This is a genomic window from Nostoc sp., assembly GCF_036917615.1.
Lineage (GTDB): Bacteria > Cyanobacteriota > Cyanobacteriia > Cyanobacteriales > Nostocaceae > Nostoc.
The window spans coordinates 44,320-62,145 of record NZ_JBALCZ010000069.1; the positions used below are offsets into that span (position 1 = coordinate 44,320).

The following is a 17,826-nucleotide window of genomic DNA, read 5'->3' on the forward strand; positions in this document are numbered from 1 at the left end:
AAAACTTGATGCAAAACACAGCTGAGTATTACTGCGCCTATTGCGGCGAACCAAATTTAACTTTTATTGATTTGAGTGCTGGAGGACAACAATCTTATATTGAAGATTGTCAAGTTTGCTGTAACCCAAATATTTTGTATGTCCGGGTTGATGAAGATACTCTAGATATCGAGATTGATACCGAATCCGAAAGTTGAATTTTAGGTTTTTCTTTCCATGCTGCACTTTAAACATTCCTCAGTAATTAATGTCCCACCAGAAGTAGTTTGGAAATTTCACGAAAGGCCAGATATTTTGCAACTGCTGAATCCACCTTGGCAGCCAGTCCAAGTGGTTCGTCGTGAGGGGGGGCTGAACGTGGGCGCTATCACAGAATTTCGCCTATTTCTGGGCCCATTACCCTTAACTTGGTTAGCGCGTCATACTGAATGTGAAAAATATCGCCTGTTTACCGACGAACAGATATCTGGCCCTTTTGAATCTTGGGTACATCGACATGAATTTGAACCAGAAGATGGCAAAACTAGGCTGACTGATGCTATCTCCTTCTCTATGCCTGGTGGAGGAACAGTTGAATTGGTCAGTGGTTGGTTAGTGCAAGTGCAACTAGAAGCAATGTTTCGCTATCGGCACTATGTGACTAAACGGGAGTGCGAGTCCTGACAAGCCAATAATCCTTCCTTTTTTCAGGATGATTCACTTTTTGTAAGCGGCTTCAGCCCTTTAACCTATCTGGCAAAAATTAATTATCCTGATTATTCAAACCTTGCAGCGAAACCCACTTTATCAAACTAGGAAATAACCGATACAAAGCCTGGGAGAAATTCGCCGAACCAACCATTTTCAAAGTATTTCCTGACAATCTCAAAAATCTCATCCTTTAGACCTGTTTACACTTTAGTACTACAGACAGATAGCTCTAATTTATTGGTTAAATAGGATGAAAAATATACAGCAGATTGCAACTTCTCTACGAGAGACTACGCCAAGGTGAGGTACAGATAATCGTAGGGGCACAACATGTTGTGCCCCTACCCGTGTACTTCATTTATCTGAAATACGCTGTAATTTAATTCTTCAAGAAAATCAACAATGGGACTTTAGCCAAATGACATAACAGAAAACGCATATAATGTCAAGGATTGGGATTTACTCCTGAGTTTGAACTTTGGAACGGTCGTTTAGCTATGGTCGGTTTTCTCGCTTACTTACTTTGGGATCTCAACGGCTACAGCGTAATACGGTAATTACTCAACTTGATACCCTATTCCCGCTAATGATGTTACCGTGCTTTTCGCCAGCTTCGGCTGTTTAGCAACTACTAGATTAAAAAAATTAGTTTTTATAAATACTAAAATTATCAGTATTATTATTTAGGTATCGCAACCTCTCAACCGAAAATACTTGTTGGTATCGACTTGGATGTGTAATAATATTTAAGGTATCTTAATATTTTTAAACATTTTCAAGTATTGGCACTGTCCAATGCTAAACACTGACCACTAAAAGAGTTTTATGGCTGGTGGTTAGTACTTTTTGTGGTGACTATATTTTAGGAATTATCACCTGAATACTAGGCGGAGTAAAAGCGTGATTCAATTAGAACAACCACCCAGTCATCAAACAAAACTGACCTCAGTAGTGAAAAGTAAATCTCAGTTTAAGGGACTTTTCATTGCTATTGTCATTCTAAGCGTATGGAGCATTAGCCTGAGTTTATTACTTTCCCTTGACATCTCCAAGCTAAAATTGTGGATATTATTGCCTATTGTACTATGGCAAACATTTTTATATACGGGATTATTTATTACATCTCATGATGCCATGCATGGGGTAGTGTTTCCCCAGAATACTAAGATTAATCATCTTATGGGGACATTAACTCTATCTCTTTATGGTCTTTTACCCTATAAAAAATTATTGCAAAAACATTGGGTGCATCACCACAATCCAGCAAGTGAAATAGACCCAGATTTTCATAATGGGAAACACAAAAATTTCTTTGCTTGGTATTTTCATTTTATGAAGGGTTACTGGAGTTGGGGACAAATAATTGCTCTAACTATTATCTATCAATTTGCTAATCACATCCTTCATATACCTCATACTAATCTAATAACCTTTTGGGTAATTCCCTCGCTTTTAAGTTCATTCCAATTATTTTATTTTGGTACTTTTTTACCCCATAGCGAACCCATAGGAGGTTATATTCAGCCTCATTGTGCCCAAACGATTCCCCGTCCAATTTGGTGGTCATTTATCACCTGCTATCATTTTGGCTATCATGAAGAACATCACGAATATCCTCATCTTTCTTGGTGGCAACTACCAGAAATTTACAAAGCAAAATAGTTATTAGTTTATCTGATATCATGGCAACAAGAGTCAAAATAATTCGTAATTTATAATGACGCTCTCTACGAGACGCTGCGCTAACGTAATTCGTAATTATTACCTTATGACTAAAGTCGCTTGCTTTGAAATAAGGAATAAAATTATTTGTCTCCATAACTAAAGCCAGGGGTTTGTACCTTTAATTACGAATTACGTAGCTTGCTTCTCGCCGGAGGCGAGTATTACGAATTAGTAATTATTTGGTCACACGGTAATCTATATAGTTTGAGCAAGGCATTCTTTTAGATTATCCTGCTTATGCCAATTAATAATTCTCGTCTTGTTACTTATAGCCCTGCTTATACAATCGTTCCTACTTACGAGTGCTTTAATCGCTGTAGTTACTGCAACTTTCGCAGCGAACCAGGTAAAAGTCCCTGGATGAGTCTTTCAGATGCAGACAGTATTTTAAAACTACTTCAAAGCGAAAAAGTCTGTGAAATTCTCATACTTAGCGGTGAAGTACATCCTCATTCGCCAAAGCGTCAGGCGTGGTTTGAACGGATTTATGATTTGTGTGAATTAGCGCTTTCAATGGGGTTTTTACCTCATACAAACGCCGGGCCACTGAGTTTTGAAGAAATGCAAAAGCTCAAGCGTGTGAATGTTTCGATGGGGCTGATGTTGGAACAGTTAACGCCAACATTGTTAAATAGTGTACATCGACACGCACCGAGTAAATTACCAGAAGTTCGTTTACAGCAATTGCAATGGGCGGGAGAGTTGCAGATTCCCTTTACAACTGGTTTACTGTTGGGAATTGGGGAAACAGTTGATGATTGGTGGGAAACATTAACAGCTATATCTCAACTGCATCAACGTTATCACCATATTCAAGAAGTTATCCTGCAACCTCATAGTCCAGGACATCAGCAAACTTTTGATGCACTACCTTTTGACCCCCATCAGTTACCAGAAGTCATTTTCAGGGCGCGTCAGATTTTACCACCAGATATTACTATTCAAATTCCGCCGAATTTAGTTAAAGATGACCGATGGTTACTTGCTTGTATTGAAGCTGGTGCGCGAGATTTGGGTGGAATAGGGCCAAAAGATGAGGTGAATCCCGATTATCCTCATATACAGGAACAGGTATTAAGAGAAATTTTACAGCCTGCGGGGTGGGAGTTGATGGCGCGTTTACCAGTTTATCCACAATTTGATAACTGGTTGTCAGAAGAATTACAAACAGCAGTGAAGCGATCGCGGAATGCTATGTTATTGGTTTAACAGATCATAGTGCGATCGCTAACCAAGAGCGATTACCTTACTACTGATTAACTAGAACGTATACATCTCCCTTGACTTTGCCCAGATTTGACGATGATCAATGATCAGGAATTCCTTCATGGTGCTGCGTTTTTGCGGCTAATTGATCATGGAGAACGCCTCACAATAACTCACGCATCTTCAATACATTCATCCATTTATCAAGTTGAAACTGAGAGCAGGAAATCGGCTATTCTTTTTAAGGTTTCTAAAAAGCCCAAATCTGCATGGTCTTTTACCTTCAGTAGTCAAGAAGAATTAGCCTTAGATACTCTACATAATAAATATCGTAGTATTTCAGTATTTTTGGCATTTATCTGTCATAAAGACGGTATCTGTTGCATTGCTCAAGAAAGGCTTTGGAGTATATTGGACAAAGATATTAGCATTGCTGGCCAACATATATCTGTGTCTCGAAAAACACATGGTAGTTATCATGTTAGTGGCCCAGGTAGGCAGCATCTGGATCAGACAGTGCCTCAAAATGACTGGCCTCGTGTACTTTTTTCCAACCAGGACAATACTGATGAGTAAGATAGATATCGTAACAGATGGATATTGTATTAATAAGGTTATTGACAAAGTTAAAAGCAAAATTGGGGATACAGCAGCAGAGCAATTAAAACAAACTGCTGTTGAGGTAGTCCAAAATTGCGTTGATGTCTACTCCACAACTTTTGGTTCTGGTGATGTTGGTGCTACAGGTACAGGTATTGTTAGTCAGCCTCACAAGGGAAAAATAGCTGATGGTACTACCGGATTAATTTATGGCAAAGTCCAAAGCGGTAAGACCAATACTACCATTGCTACACTGGCACTTGCTCAGGCTAATCATTTCCGTTGTTTCATTGTGTTGACTTCTGATAATACCTGTCTAGGCGAACAAACTGCTGATCGTTTTGCCGAGCAACTTAAAGGTGGGCCTCGTATTTGTAATTGGAAAGAATGGAGAAATGATCCAGAAGACTTTGCAACTAATCAATTACTTGATTATATGAAAGATACTGGTGTTGTCTTAGTATCTACAAAGAATAAAAGTCATCTAGATAACTTGTTGAAAGTTCTTAAGTATTCTAAAGCCAGTAGTGTGCCTACTCTCATATTTGATGATGAAGCTGATAATGCTAGCCCAAATACTAACGAAGCAAAACAGGCTAAAAAAGGTAAGGAGACAGTTCCAGATAGTGCAATTTTTGAAAAAATTGGCAATATTCGTAAAGAGGTAGCGAATCATATATATTTGCAGATTACTGCAACTCCTCAAAGTCTTCTATTACAAAATATTAATCATCCCTGTAAACCAGTTTTCTGTGCTGCTCTCCCTCAACCTGGTAATAGTTATATTGGAGGAAATTTATTTTTTTCAGACAATAGCAAATATTGCTGTACAAAAATTGATTTAGAAGAGCTAGATCAATTAAAAAAACAGGGAGGCAAGATAAACCCTGGCAATAATTGGGATATACCTCCCGGATTAAGGCTATCTCTATGCTGTTTCTTCTTAGGTTCAATATATAAAATAGAATCTGCAAAAAATTCAGAAGCTAAATACTCTTTCCTGGCTCATATTGACCACAAACGTATCACTCATAGCACTTTGGAAAAGGTCATTCGCGGCTTTATTGCGGAGCTTGATAAGGCGCTTCGAGGAAAACTATCTGCTGCAAAACGTGAAGAAGCAATGAAGTGGCTGAATCAAGCCTATACAGAGTTAAGTGAAACAGCAAAAAATCTCCCACCACTAAATGATTTAGTTATAGAGCTAGAGCATGAGCTACGGAATGCTATCCCAAAGGTTATTGATGCGAGTAATCCAGATAAAGGACTAAAATATAGCTCAGGAATGAACATTATTATAGGGGGTAACAGACTTGGGCGAGGTGTCACAATTGAGGGATTAATGATTACTTATTACGGACGTGATGCCAAGCAAAAAACGATGGATACAGTGCATCAGCACGCACGAATGTTTGGTTATCGTCAGGAACTACTTGATGTGACTCGCCTTTTTTTGCCTCAGCATATCTTAGAAGATTTTCGAGCGATTCATGAAGCTGATGAGGGAATGCGTCAAGCGATTGGAGACGATCCTAATAATATTCAGATTACGCCAGTCTGGGTAGGGTCAAAATTGAAAGCAACTCATTCTAATGTATTAAATCCGGCAGAAATTAATGCTTTTACACCTGGGAAAGCTATTTTCCCCCCTGCTCCACTCTGGAAAGCTTCGGAAATTAAGGAGCATACAGAGGATTTAACCAAGCTTTTAGAACCGTATAGCGATGAAGATATGTTATATGAAGTAAATATTGACTTTTTACTACAGATTTTATCATATATGCCAAGTCGCCCTGCTGGTAATTATCCTTGGGAGGATAAACGAGTTCAAGAGGTACTCAAGGCAATGAAGAATATGGCAGGTATTCAGCAGGGACGACTCAATGTTCGTCGAGGAAAAGAAACAAAAGGCAAGGGACTGAGATTAAAAAATAGACCTGCAAAAGATGGGTTAGGAACATGGAGAGGAACTTCTGGTTTTACTAGTCCTGAATGGGTAAATAATGCAAAACAAGAATATCCTAATATTCCTACACTTATTGTCATTTTGGAACAAGGTAGAAAAGAAGATTACTGGGATAATCAACCGCTTTATCTTCCAACATTGATCCTACCTAAAAACAAATTTGTCTTCATGTTCAATTACTCAGAAGCTGCTGAAGAAATAGAAGATGATATAGACTTGCAAGATTAAAAAATAACTGCGTGATGTAGCGATCGCACAATTAATCCAATTTTTTTATAACCGATCGCTTTCACAATCTCACTTGTAGTAGCAACTGAAGCCAGTACCACCAAAATAGCCTCAAATAAATACCCACCGTGAACTAATTACTAACGCATCCCTCAAAGGAGAGAGATAGGAGCCGAAACCCTGTTGTAAAATAGACCTATAAGGATTCGGGGGGCCATTTAACTGGTCATAAACGCCTATAGAAACTATTTTTGGAAATCTCCAAGGTCTGAAGTCCAGCCAGCTGAAGCAACTACAGCGGCTGTATCACCAGCGCATACCAGGCGATCGCATCACCACGCCTGAGTTTTCCCAGCGTCTGGCAGCAATTAGCACAGAAGTCAATCAGCCTGTGTGCGCCTATATCAACCGTCGTGGACAAGTGATTCGCGTCGGCGTAGGCACACCGCGTCAAACGCAAATACCACCACTGGAATTGCCCCGTTATGGTGCAGAACGACTCAGCGGTATTCGTTGTATTGCCACACATCTGAAGCCAGAACCGCCAAATGAGGCGGCGCTCACGGCTATGGCACTGCAACGCTTAGATGCCCTAGTTGTCCTAAACATTACTGGAACAGGATTTACACGGCGGGGAGGCGGTTCGACTGGGTACGTCAAAGAAGCTTATCTAGCTCATCTGACACCCCAAGAATCTCGCACCCTGATTACTAGTCCTGCTGCTCTCAAAATAGAGGAGAGCCAAATCCAATCTCCAAGTTGGAATATATCGCCACCTCTGGACTTGGATGATCTGGCAGACCAGGATTTAGTAGATTTGGTAGAAAATCTGGAAGCAGAATTCCAGCGGGAATTTGTCGCCCAGGAAGTAGATGCTGACCACGATCGCGTGCTGATTGTGGGGCTAATGACCAGTGAGGTGACTCCCCTACAATTCCAGGATACCCTAGTGGAATTGGCACGTTTAGTTGATACCGCTGGGGGAGATGTATTGCAGACAATACAACAAAAGCGATCGCGCATTCATCCCCAGACAGTAGTTGGCGAAGGTAAGGTGCAAGAAATTGCCCTAACTGCCCAAACACTAGGAGTCAATCTCGTCGTCTTCGACCGCGACCTCTCACCCTCCCAAGTCCGTAACTTAGAAATGCAAATTGGTATCCGGGTGGTTGACCGCACCGAAGTTATTTTAGATATCTTTGCCCAACGCGCTCAGTCCCGTGCTGGTAAATTGCAAGTAGAATTAGCACAGCTAGAATACATGCAGCCGCGACTGGCTGGTAGAGGCCGCACCATGTCCCGATTAGGTGGTGGTATTGGGACTCGTGGCCCTGGTGAAACAAAACTGGAAACTGAACGCCGTGCCATTGGGCAGCGCATTTCCCGACTGCAAAAAGAAGTCGATCAGTTGCAGGCTCATCGTTCGCGGTTACGGCAGCGACGGCAGCATCGGGAAGTTCCCTCAGTGGCTTTGGTTGGATATACCAACGCTGGGAAGTCCACTTTGCTGAATGCTCTTACAAATGCAGAAGTTTATACAGCCGACCAGCTATTTGCTACTCTCGATCCCACCACGCGCCGTCTGGTAATTCCTCATGGCGAAGCTGATGAACATCAGGAAATTCTGATTACAGATACAGTAGGGTTTATACACGAACTGCCTGCATCGTTAATGGATGCCTTCCGCGCCACCTTGGAGGAAGTCACAGAAGCCGATGCCCTACTACATTTGGTGGATTTGTCTCACCCGGCTTGGTTGCGTCATATTCGCTCAGTTAGGGAAATCCTGGCGCAAATGCCAATAACTCCTGGCCCGGCGCTGGTTGTTTTTAACAAGATTGATCAAGCCGATAGTGAGACACTGGCTCTAGCTAGGGAAGAATTTCCCTTAGCAGTGTTTATTTCTGCGAGTCAGCGCTTGGGATTAGAAACCCTACGTCACCGCCTTGCCCAGCTAATTGAATATGCCGTTGACTGTGGGTAAATACTGAAATTAAAGTTTTGTATTTCAGTTAAAAATGCCGTAGTTCTATTGACTACGGCATTTGCTATTTAAAGATAAAGAATATTTCTACTCCACTAAGCTGAAGTTACCCATACAAATAGACTAAATATACTGAAAAAGCTTTTACCGTACTAGTTTGAGCGATTGTGATCAAAACTGTATACCTTTATAGACTCCTTCTGTGTGCTTGCGATCGCACTCCTGCGATACCACAAAGTATGAAATAAATTCAATTATATTTTATTAAAGATATTTTTAAATTAGAAAATAGTTCATTTAATAGTCCAGTTTTTTAGTGGAATATTCCAAATATAGTTACTCCGTGTAATTACTCTTTCGTAGATACATACCTAGAAAGTTACAACTTTGACCTCCTAAATTAAATTTTTAATAAACATGTAAATAAAAGATGGACTATGCAGAATTGTCTATGGCAAGTTAGAGCTATCAATTCCTAATCAATAAATCCAATAGTCATTGAGTAAATCCGAATTTGGACTATCAAGCTACAACAAATTGCAGCTACCCAATATCAGCTAATCCTTGCTGGAACTAAATTTCAAAATCCATATGCTTTTCTTTTGAAGAAAGAGCATAAAAATTTGACTACTAAAACATTATAGCCAAACCAATGAAATTTCACCGCATCTCAACTTTTGTTTTGATCTACTTTGGAACAGCTTTAGCGTTTTCTCCATTCGCTAATGCTGCCACCTTTGAGACTAATTTCACTCAATCTCTTACAGGAACGGACGCTTCTAAAGGTGATATTTGGCTAAATTCTATTACTCAGAATAAAACCAAATTTAATAATTTCTCTTTCATTAAGAAAGCAGATATCTTATATAACACACCAATCACAAACGTTCAAGCAGGAAGTACGAGTACACCAGGGAACAAAAACAATAATACCGGGGCAGCGAGTACAGATAAAGGTGATAAAGCTTCTGCTCCTTTACCTGTTTCTGGTCTGAAAAACCCAACTGGTGCTGAAATTGCTGCCTTCCTGGGTAATAAAAACTTAAACAACATTATTGATACAGAAGACGACGGGTCTTTTCAAATCAACCTCTTCTTCGACAGTTCCATTCAGAAAGATAATAGTGAATTAGACAATCTGTTCTTTTGGGAACGGGGTATGAACAGTAACTTGGGCATTCAAGCCATTGATAGCACTGGCAAGTTAATAGGTAATTCCTTACAACTGAATAGCCAAGACCAAAAATATGCAGGTTATAGCATTGACACTACAGAAATTGATGGCGCTCAAAAAGTGGGTTCATGGGGAGTTCAACTGAAGCAATTGGGAGTAACCTCTCTTAGTGGTATTCAAATAACAACGAATGCAAAGAACAACGGACCTGATTTCAAAGTAATAGCGAGAAATGGTCCAGCATATTATCAGACCCCGCAACCTGCGCCTAAAAAAGTGCCTGAACCTAATACAGCCGCCGCCCTTGGCCTATTTGCTGTCGGTGCGCTGAGAGTGGTGAAGAAAAAGTCTTTAATGACAGCTACACTCCCTAGAGGTTAACGGTACGATACAAGGTTTTGAAACCCACGTTCGCGTAGCCTCTCGTTGGCGTAGCCCAAAGTAGAGAAGAGAAGGAAATGTGGGTTTTGTTTTGCCTGTGTAGCCAAGCCAGTGCGGTCTTCTCCCAAAGGGAGCCACTGCATTATGGGGGTTCCCATGCCACTTGCTCATGGGAGAAACCCCGATGAACAAGTGGCGTGCGATTTCTAATCGCCCAGGCGAGTCATCAATTAGACTTTACAAACATCCTCTAAAAATTGACCTAGTACAGTACGGCGTAAAAATAGACTAACTTACCCCTACTCTAAGCAAGCTAGACAATCGCTAAAAAGCCTAGAAAACAAGCTTTTTAGCGATTTTGATTTTTGAATGCGTACTCCTCCAAAGAAGCAAGCTACGCGTAGCATGTCTCCAAGGGACTCAGCTGTACTAGTAACTTAATGTGGCAAATTTAGTTAGCCACTTCTGAGGATAAAGTCAAAACGACATAGAGCCGCTACAGCCAGTGGCAAAGTTCTAAAATTAAGAAGTATTAAATCAAGTTGAGGATATTATGGCTACAAAAGTAGAAATTTACACTTGGAGGACTTGCCCGTTTTGCATTCGGGCCAAAAGTTTGCTGAAGAACAAGGGAGTTGAATTTATCGAATACAGCATTGATGGAGATGAGGTCGCCAGAAATAAAATGGCTCAAAGAGCAAATGGAAGGCGCTCTTTACCACAAATTTTCATCAATGATGATCATATTGGTGGTTGTGATGATATCCACGCTTTAGACAGTCAAGGCAAGCTGGATGAACTACTAACTTCTAGCAATAGCGTTTAGGTTGAGAAGGTTTTGTGATCGCTAGCGACAAGCCGCTGCAAATTACACGGCAGTCGCTACAACTCTGGAAAAACAAAGCGCTGCCTTGTCTACGGGCTTTTATCCCCACAAAACCAATGTCTATCTACAAGATTTTACCTTCAGGTTCTACTCAGCAGTACAGATGTACGTCAATTGGTAAAATCATCAAGAGATAATAATTGAATAACCATTTAATTTCTTGGCGATTGAGGTATAAAGGGTGAAACTGGCTTTTATCATTGATCCCATCCATCAGCTTGACCCGTGTCATGATACCAGTATTGCCCTGATTGAAGCAGCGCAAATCCTGGGACACGAAGTTTGGGTAACTCAGGCAAATTTGCTGAGTGTGGTGAAGGGCAAAGCTTGGGCTGTCCTACAGCGAGTCGAACTTGTACCAGTGCAGTTGGTGGAGGAACGCTGGGTAGCGGCGAATCCTTGGTATAAGTTGAGCGATTCCTCCTTAACTTCTTTAGAGACAATGGACGCCGTATTTATGCGGACAGATCCACCAGTCAATGATTCCTACCTCTATGCCACCTACATTCTGGATTACATTGACCAAAATAAAACCCTGGTGATTAACAGTCCCAGTGGCATCCGAGGAGCAAATGAAAAAATGTATGCCCTCCAGTTTACTAAAGCGATTCCAGAAACGATTGTCAGTGCTGATAAGCAGTTTATTCGGCAATTTTTAGAAGTAAAAGGAGCTGCGGTTCTCAAACCACTGGGTAACAAAGCTGGGGAAGGAATTTTGTTTTTGCAATCAGGCGATCGCAATTTTAACTCCATTGTCGAACTCAGTACCCTCCAAGGTCGAGTACCTGTAATGGTGCAAACCTATTTACCAGAAGCAAAAGAGGGAGATAAGCGAATTATCTTGCTCAATGGCGAACCGATTGGTGCGCTCAATCGCCTCTCTAGCGGAACTGATTTTCGCAATAATATGGCAACTGGTGGCACAGTCGCTCAAACGGAAATTACCCCAAGAGAGTATGAGATTTGTACCCTAGTAGCCGAACGCTTACGCCAAGACGGCTTAATTTTTGTGGGTATCGACGTTATCGGTGGCTACTTAACTGAAGTTAACGTCACCAGTCCTACCGGAATTCGTGAAATTGACCGATTAGATGGCACTCGTCTTGGTCATCAGGTAATTCAATGGATTGAACAGACACTAAAAATCAAAAAATAATTTACATTTATTTTTTGATTTTTAGTGTCCTATTCTCCAAGAAACAAACTTTATTCGGACACTTACGTGGTCAAGTTTCCCACGCCACTTGCTTTAAGTAAATATATTTACTTCTACCGAATATGAGTTTAATGGATGGATCGCAAGGGGTAGATGTAGCGATGTTTACGACGGGCTGTGACGCTCGTTCGCCTTTGGCGTCTCCCCTTGGGAGAAGACTCGAAGAGGCTGCGGCATCGTCTCCCCAACTCTTGGAGACGCTCCTTCGCGTTGGGAGAAGACTCGGCTTTACTTCTCTACAAGACGCTGCACCAACGCTATCGGTGACGCATCCGTAGTTGGGCAGGTCTTCCTGTTTTTTTGTAACATAAAGCATAGCCGGATATGCGAGCTAGTAGACTCCTGCCCAAGTTCCTTCTATAAAATAGCGTTGACGAGTTTTTTTACCAATTGGCAAAATCGGGCATGGCAACAGATTGCTTACCCCTGCCCTTGGTAAAACCCTGAAACTAGCAGATTTTATACAGCACTCAGCCTGACCTAAGACTGCTAAGTTAATCTAAAATCTCAAATCCAAAATCTTTTAATTCCTTGGTGTTCGTCGGTTTCTCAGAAAATCAGGTATATCCAATCCAGGTTTTTCTTTTGGTTCCGGAGTTGGAGTTGGAGTTGGAGTTGGGGTTGAGGTTGGGGGATTAACTGTGGGTTGCTGTGTTGTTGGTCGCTTCGGAGTATTAGGTGCTACCCGAACGTTAGCCACGCTTTGTTGGGGCACCGCTTGCACTTCACCTGTGAACCCGGTGGCAATTACAGTAATTCTTACCTCACCTTGGAGTCTGTCATCAATTACGGCCCCAAAAATAATATTGGCGTTGGGATCAACTACTTCATAAATTGCTTCTGCGGCAGCATTCACTTCATGCAAAGTGAGGTCAGTACCACCAGTAATATTAAATACAACTCCTCTAGCGCCTTCAATAGAACATTCTAGTAACGGCGAAGAAATAGCTGCGATCGCTGCTTCTCTGGCTCTAGATTTTCCAGAACTCACTCCAATTCCCATCAATGCCGAACCCGCATCTGCCATCACAGCTCGGACATCAGCAAAGTCAACATTTACCAAACCAGGGATTGTGATGATATCAGAAATACCTTGCACCCCTTGACGCAGCACATCGTCTGCATAGCGAAAAGCTTCTTGTACAGGCGTTTGTTCGGGGATCACTTCCAGCAGTTTGTTGTTGGGGATAATGATCAGTGTATCTACTCTACTTTTTAGTCCTTCAATACCTTGTTCCGCTTGGCTGGTGCGGCGGCGTCCCTCAAACACAAATGGACGTGTGACGACACCAACAGTGAGAGCGCCCATTTCTTTGGCTACTTCTGCCACGATTGGAGCTGCACCTGTCCCAGTACCACCGCCCATACCAGCAGTGATAAATACTAAGTCTGCCCCCTCTAAAGCTGTAGCAATTTCGTCCCGTGATTCCTCAGCTGCCTTTTGACCGATGGCAGGATTACCACCTGCTCCTAAACCCCGCGTTAGCTTCTGTCCAATTTGCAATCTACTTGGAGCACCAGCTAAGGTAAGAGCTTGGGCATCAGTGTTAATTGACCAAAACTCTACCCCAGAGACATCAGACTCGATCATGCGGTTAACAGCATTGCCACCACCACCACCGACACCAATCACTTTGATGTTGGCGACCCGACCAGGAACAATCTCCCCAATTCGGCTATTTTCAGTGGAAATCTTCTTATTATCGTGATTTGGTCCGAAGTTCAGCCCAGAGTTATTAAAGGGATTGGTCGAGTTAACTGCCAGAGAGAACCCCGGCTGTCCCGTAGATTGGGAATTTTTATAGGTAAGTCCTTGGTTATTATCAAGTGTCATTGGATTTGTGAAAGGGTAGATAAACGACTTTTTCAGGTGTTATTCACCTCAGAGTCAACTTTAGTTTGACAGTGCCACAATACTATGGCACTGTTCTTTATTGTTTTCACTACTGCCAAGCCTAACAGAATTGCCAGTGCGAAAATTTGCTATGGGATAAGCTTTTAAGGCAGCCGATCGCACAGCCAATTCTAGAGAAGTATACCTACATATATCTAAAAGTGACGTGTATAACTTCAACCAGACATTAATCTTTTGATTATTCTCAGCGGAAGGCATAACTTGTAAAGACACACTATAGCGCCTCTTCTCTGTCTCAACAATAATATTGTTAATAGGTTTCACCATTGGGAATGATTGCAACTTTAGACACAAAACTTACGTTATACTTACTTATCCTTTAGGTGAAAGTAAGCAAGAATTTACTTGTCAGACTATACCTGATTGACTTGTTGTTTGGGGGGTCTTAATGGACACTTTGTTGAAGCAATAGTCTATGCTGCGAGAACCCTCACTAGTGCGGTCAACAAATCAAGATTTCCTAAGAGGTTTCGTCACCCAATAGGAATTACGGCACAGAGTAGTCCAAACTTATTGCCCAGAAGCAATGCTTACGCAACTTTGGGCGGTATCGTTACATATTGAAACTTTGGTAAACTGTCTTTGGAAGTGTCCTCAACAGACCAAAGCCAGAGTGTTTTTGGTTCTGCACTTGGATGGCGGCGTAAATCGTTCTCATCAGTGCCCCTGTTCGCAAGTCTGATCTTAATGAAAAACTCAAGCATTTTTCTCTTTTCCGCACTGGATTTAGTCAAAAAATGTATGGGCAGAAGGCATTTTGCACGCCATAGACCATCATTAGATTGTCCGACATCTTGCACCCTACTATTAGATGTTAGGGTAACAATTGAGAGTGTTTTACTCGCAATTGAGATTTTATGATTGATCTTCTCATTTTAATTAGAAGTTAATGCCGATTTTCGTGAGGTTTGCCGGAAAACTGAAAATAATAAATATATTTATCAGCATAAAGCTTCTTAATTTACTAAGAACGCTCAATATATTAAACACGCTAGATATTTTTAGGGATTTTGGGAGTTAATTTTTGGTATTTTTGGTTCATTTGTACTATTGGAGATTCGGGATTTTTCAGATCAATATACTCTATTTGACCAGAATTAAGTTTTGCTGCTAAATGGCGCATTTGGGCGAGTACCTTAATTTGTTCAGACAACTGGGAGCCTGGAACGCCGAGATGCACATTTCCTAATTCTGTTTTCAAAATTAAATTCGTTGGATTTTGGCAATCAATTTCCATCACTTTTACGGGACTTTGGCTGACAGCTTGATGAAGTTGAGTCCAGTAGAGGCAGTATTGTTTTGGCGATCCAATTACTCTGAGATTGGGTAATTTCCTGGTGGGATTCAGTGATGTGTATTTTTCTAAAGGCATCCAGACCCCACTTGCATCTAGTAAGCCGATTATTACTTTTTTGTTGCCAGGTGTTTGAGTCACCGCTACAGGTACTCGTTCTTGGATTTCAATGATTAACCCAGGAGGAAACAGACGGCGTTTCACGATCGCTTGGGCAATAGTTGGTTGTTTCTTCAAAGAGTTAGCGATCGCCGACGGTTCAATTCGCCACAAAGACTGTGGATAAGATAGCACCAACAGTGACTGAGCTGTCTCATCCGACAATAATTTATTGCCTGATTTCATCACTATTTGTTTGGGAGCTTTTAGCATCCACACTGGTTGGACTGCCACCCACAGCAATCCACCTGCCAAACTAGTAATGGCAAAGGTTCGCCAAATAGCCTGAATAATTCTCATCTGCCGCTGCCGACGTAATTTCTGACGACGCTGGGCTAGATCCGTGCGGGAAACTGATATTATGCCAGCCATTCAAACCCCTTTCTGGTTGCAATCCAAATTTCTTGACGCCCTCGGATCATTATTAATTTCAGTAAACAGTCTTGGCATCTGTTAGCCGCTCTCCTCTAGACTTTTTTATTTTTAGTAATACTTTACAGTAACTACACAAGGATGATCGCGCTAGTGATCATTTCGATTAAAGTTTTCGGTGTCACTTTTTAACTGAATGTAGCCTTTTTGACAAGTTAGTTTGGAAGATTTTTTCCTAAAGATTACAAAATATTAATTTAGATGTTTAGGATTTTGTTCTCTTGACAAATAGAATTTGAAATGATATACCAGTATTCCTGAATCTCTGTGTATCTTGCTATAATTCATACCAGTCCTCCCTCATCAGCTATACAAACTGAGAACGATGTAATCTAGTAGCTTTTTTTACTGATTCACTAAGTCCTAAAAGTTTGTGCCAGGTCAAGTAAAAGCTACAGATTGTCAAAACCTCAATAGCAGGTGTAAAAAGGACAGATATGTTTAGGGTTATTAGGATCAATTAAATCTCTACCATTTTACTGACAGTTACTGACAGTGATCCTGCACCAAGTGCTGTCCCTTGCAAGACACTACCAACTTGCGAGTTATGCGTATGCCTACATTCAGTCTAGAGATTCTTTGTATAAAAAGTACAAGCTAAAATGCATCTACACACACATCTACATACATGAAAACGACATTAAATTTGTCACGTTTTTATAAAGCATGTAACCCAAGTTACACGCTAAATATAAGTAACGTGCTAGATCGTCAGTATTACATAGATTTTGCTGATGTACGTGGTTGCAAGATTGTCGAAGAATTGCAACGGACTATCATTCGGATTTCTCCTGATGAGCCAACCTGTCAGTTATTTACGGGTCACATTGGCTGCGGTAAGTCAACGGAATTGCAGCGTCTGAAGACAGAATTAGAAATGGCGGGATTTCATGTGGTTTATTTTGAGTCTAGTCAAGACTTAGATATGGCAGATATTGATATCAGCGATATTTTGCTAAGTGTAGCTCGTCAAGTCAGTGCCAGTTTAGAAGGCATTAACATCAAACTCAAACCTGGTTATTTTACCAATTTGTTTAAAGAAGTAGGCGATTTTTTGCAAAGTCCCATAGAGCTTTCTGGACAAGCAGAGTTGTCGTTGGGTATTGCCAAAATTACCGCTAAAACCAAAGATAGCACTCAGATGCGGAATCAACTGAGGCAATATTTAGAACCACGTACCAATAGTATTTTGCAAGCGATTAACGAAGAAATTTTAGAAAAGGCTGTTGAACAGCTAAAGCTGCGGGGTCAAAAAGGGCTGGTAGTGATTGTAGATAATTTGGATCGAGTGGATATGCGTCCCTTAGCATCCGGGCGATCGCAACCAGAATATCTGTTCATCGACCGAGGCGAACAGTTACGCCGACTCAAATGCCACGTAGTTTACACAATTCCCCTAACGTTAATTTTCTCCAATGAGTATGAGACACTGAAAAATCGCCTGGGGGGAGGGATTGCGCCAAAAGTACTGCCGATGGTATTAGTGCGGCAAAGAGATGGCAGTGACTACGAACCAGGGATGTCACTAGTGCGCCAGTTAGTTCTAGCAAGAGCTTTTCCAGAAGTTCCTTTGAATGGCAGGCTTTTATTAATTACAGAATTATTCGATCACTCCCAAACTTTGGATCGTATCTGTCGCGTTAGTGGTGGTCACATTCGTAACTTATTAGGTTTACTTTATAGCTGCCTGCAACGACAAGATCCGCCTTTTTCTAAGGACTGCTTAGAAGCCGTGATTAAGGACTACCGCGACGATCTTCTATTAGCTATTGATGAATCCCAGTGGGAATTATTGTTTGAAGTAGTGCAGCAGCAAAGAGTTAAAGGTGAGTCTGATTACCAGAACTTACTAAGAAGCATGTATCTGTTTGAATATCGCGATCCTCTGGGGCGCTGGTTTGGCATCAGTCCAGCCTTGGCAGAAACAGAAAAAGTTTTGGCTTGGCAACAAAACAAGTAACAGTGCTGGG

16 protein-coding genes and 1 pseudogene are annotated in these 17,826 nt (G+C 41.3%); 13 read left to right on the forward strand and 4 right to left on the reverse strand.

What is annotated here, in order from left to right; genetic code table 11:
- Positions 1-8: 8 nt before the first annotated feature.
- The 9 genes and pseudogenes from V7K85_RS24935 (at position 9) to V7K85_RS24975 (ending at position 9,954) form a co-directional block, all read left to right on the forward strand.
- Positions 9-197, forward strand: a complete 189-nt coding sequence (locus V7K85_RS24935) for a CPXCG motif-containing cysteine-rich protein (protein ID WP_190728608.1) — start codon at positions 9-11, stop codon at positions 195-197.
- A gap of 19 nt (positions 198-216) precedes the next feature.
- Complete coding sequence (locus V7K85_RS24940) at positions 217-663, forward strand: SRPBCC family protein (protein WP_334817564.1); 447 nt, start codon at positions 217-219, stop codon at positions 661-663.
- 450 nt (positions 664-1,113) lie between these two features.
- Positions 1,114-1,247: pseudogene (locus tag V7K85_RS24945) on the forward strand (chlorophyll a/b-binding protein).
- 343 nt (positions 1,248-1,590) lie between these two features.
- Positions 1,591-2,352, forward strand: coding sequence for a beta-carotene ketolase CrtW (gene crtW, locus V7K85_RS24950; RefSeq protein WP_334817566.1), 762 nt, complete (start codon positions 1,591-1,593; stop codon positions 2,350-2,352).
- 300 nt (positions 2,353-2,652) lie between these two features.
- Positions 2,653-3,624: a 7,8-didemethyl-8-hydroxy-5-deazariboflavin synthase subunit CofG gene (gene cofG, locus V7K85_RS24955; RefSeq protein ID WP_334817569.1), complete on the forward strand. Its 972-nt coding sequence runs from the start codon at positions 2,653-2,655 to the stop codon at positions 3,622-3,624.
- 93 nt (positions 3,625-3,717) lie between these two features.
- The gene (locus V7K85_RS24960; protein WP_334817571.1) at positions 3,718-4,197 is read left to right on the forward strand and encodes a hypothetical protein; all 480 of its coding nucleotides are present in this window, start codon (positions 3,718-3,720) and stop codon (positions 4,195-4,197) included.
- The gene (locus V7K85_RS24965; RefSeq protein ID WP_334817573.1) at positions 4,190-6,415 is read left to right on the forward strand and encodes a Z1 domain-containing protein; all 2,226 of its coding nucleotides are present in this window, start codon (positions 4,190-4,192) and stop codon (positions 6,413-6,415) included. Before V7K85_RS24960 ends, V7K85_RS24965 begins: the two co-directional genes overlap by 8 nt.
- A gap of 238 nt (positions 6,416-6,653) precedes the next feature.
- Complete coding sequence (gene hflX / locus V7K85_RS24970; protein WP_334817833.1) at positions 6,654-8,399, forward strand: GTPase HflX; 1,746 nt, start codon at positions 6,654-6,656, stop codon at positions 8,397-8,399.
- 652 nt (positions 8,400-9,051) lie between these two features.
- The gene (locus V7K85_RS24975) at positions 9,052-9,954 is read left to right on the forward strand and encodes an exosortase-dependent surface protein XDP2 (protein WP_334817575.1); all 903 of its coding nucleotides are present in this window, start codon (positions 9,052-9,054) and stop codon (positions 9,952-9,954) included.
- Here V7K85_RS24975 and V7K85_RS24980 read toward each other — a convergent pair.
- On the reverse strand, positions 9,951-10,112 hold the full coding sequence (locus V7K85_RS24980; RefSeq protein ID WP_334817578.1) for a hypothetical protein: 162 nt from the start codon (positions 10,110-10,112) through the stop codon (positions 9,951-9,953). The two genes, V7K85_RS24975 and V7K85_RS24980, sit on opposite strands and share 4 nt — an antisense overlap.
- Positions 10,113-10,507: 395 nt before the next feature.
- On the opposite strand from V7K85_RS24980, the gene grxC reads away from it, so the two are divergent.
- The 3 genes from grxC to V7K85_RS24995 all read left to right on the forward strand — a co-directional run bounded on the left by grxC (position 10,508) and on the right by V7K85_RS24995 (position 12,334).
- Positions 10,508-10,780, forward strand: coding sequence for a glutaredoxin 3 (grxC, locus tag V7K85_RS24985; RefSeq protein ID WP_334817580.1), 273 nt, complete (start codon positions 10,508-10,510; stop codon positions 10,778-10,780).
- 241 nt (positions 10,781-11,021) lie between these two features.
- A complete protein-coding gene (gshB, locus tag V7K85_RS24990; RefSeq protein WP_334817582.1) occupies positions 11,022-11,996 on the forward strand; it encodes a glutathione synthase in 975 nt (324 codons plus the stop codon).
- A 131-nt stretch (positions 11,997-12,127) separates the two neighbouring features.
- Complete coding sequence (locus V7K85_RS24995; protein WP_334817584.1) at positions 12,128-12,334, forward strand: hypothetical protein; 207 nt, start codon at positions 12,128-12,130, stop codon at positions 12,332-12,334.
- A 245-nt stretch (positions 12,335-12,579) separates the two neighbouring features.
- On the opposite strand, the gene ftsZ is transcribed toward V7K85_RS24995, so the two are convergent.
- From ftsZ to V7K85_RS25010, 3 genes are all read right to left on the reverse strand, one after another.
- A complete protein-coding gene (gene ftsZ / locus V7K85_RS25000) occupies positions 12,580-13,890 on the reverse strand; it encodes a cell division protein FtsZ (RefSeq protein ID WP_334817586.1) in 1,311 nt (436 codons plus the stop codon).
- Between the two features lie 60 nt (positions 13,891-13,950).
- Positions 13,951-14,238, reverse strand: coding sequence for a hypothetical protein (locus V7K85_RS25005; protein WP_334817588.1), 288 nt, complete (start codon positions 14,236-14,238; stop codon positions 13,951-13,953).
- A gap of 724 nt (positions 14,239-14,962) precedes the next feature.
- On the reverse strand, positions 14,963-15,796 hold the full coding sequence (locus tag V7K85_RS25010) for a cell division protein FtsQ/DivIB (protein ID WP_334817590.1): 834 nt from the start codon (positions 15,794-15,796) through the stop codon (positions 14,963-14,965).
- A 688-nt stretch (positions 15,797-16,484) separates the two neighbouring features.
- Here V7K85_RS25010 and V7K85_RS25015 point away from each other — a divergent pair.
- A complete protein-coding gene (locus V7K85_RS25015) occupies positions 16,485-17,816 on the forward strand; it encodes a P-loop NTPase fold protein (protein ID WP_334817592.1) in 1,332 nt (443 codons plus the stop codon).
- Positions 17,817-17,826 lie beyond the last annotated feature (10 nt).

Bases quoted from the DNA above. Each gene is read 5' to 3' on its own strand.
- V7K85_RS24935 (WP_190728608.1), top strand. From the start codon at position 9: ATGCAAAACACAGCTGAGTATTACTGCGCCTATTGCGGCGAACCAAAT.
- V7K85_RS24940 (WP_334817564.1), top strand. From the start codon at position 217: ATGCTGCACTTTAAACATTCCTCAGTAATTAATGTCCCACCAGAAGTA.
- cofG (WP_334817569.1), top strand. From the start codon at position 2,653: ATGCCAATTAATAATTCTCGTCTTGTTACTTATAGCCCTGCTTATACA.
- V7K85_RS24960 (WP_334817571.1), top strand. From the start codon at position 3,718: ATGATCAATGATCAGGAATTCCTTCATGGTGCTGCGTTTTTGCGGCTA.
- V7K85_RS24965 (WP_334817573.1), top strand. From the start codon at position 4,190: ATGAGTAAGATAGATATCGTAACAGATGGATATTGTATTAATAAGGTT.
- V7K85_RS24975 (WP_334817575.1), top strand. From the start codon at position 9,052: ATGAAATTTCACCGCATCTCAACTTTTGTTTTGATCTACTTTGGAACA.
- V7K85_RS24980 (WP_334817578.1), bottom strand. From the start codon at position 10,112: ATGGGAACCCCCATAATGCAGTGGCTCCCTTTGGGAGAAGACCGCACT.
- grxC (WP_334817580.1), top strand. From the start codon at position 10,508: ATGGCTACAAAAGTAGAAATTTACACTTGGAGGACTTGCCCGTTTTGC.
- V7K85_RS24995 (WP_334817584.1), top strand. From the start codon at position 12,128: ATGGATGGATCGCAAGGGGTAGATGTAGCGATGTTTACGACGGGCTGT.
- ftsZ (WP_334817586.1), bottom strand. From the start codon at position 13,890: ATGACACTTGATAATAACCAAGGACTTACCTATAAAAATTCCCAATCT.
- V7K85_RS25005 (WP_334817588.1), bottom strand. From the start codon at position 14,238: ATGGTGAAACCTATTAACAATATTATTGTTGAGACAGAGAAGAGGCGC.
- V7K85_RS25010 (WP_334817590.1), bottom strand. From the start codon at position 15,796: ATGGCTGGCATAATATCAGTTTCCCGCACGGATCTAGCCCAGCGTCGT.
- V7K85_RS25015 (WP_334817592.1), top strand. From the start codon at position 16,485: ATGAAAACGACATTAAATTTGTCACGTTTTTATAAAGCATGTAACCCA.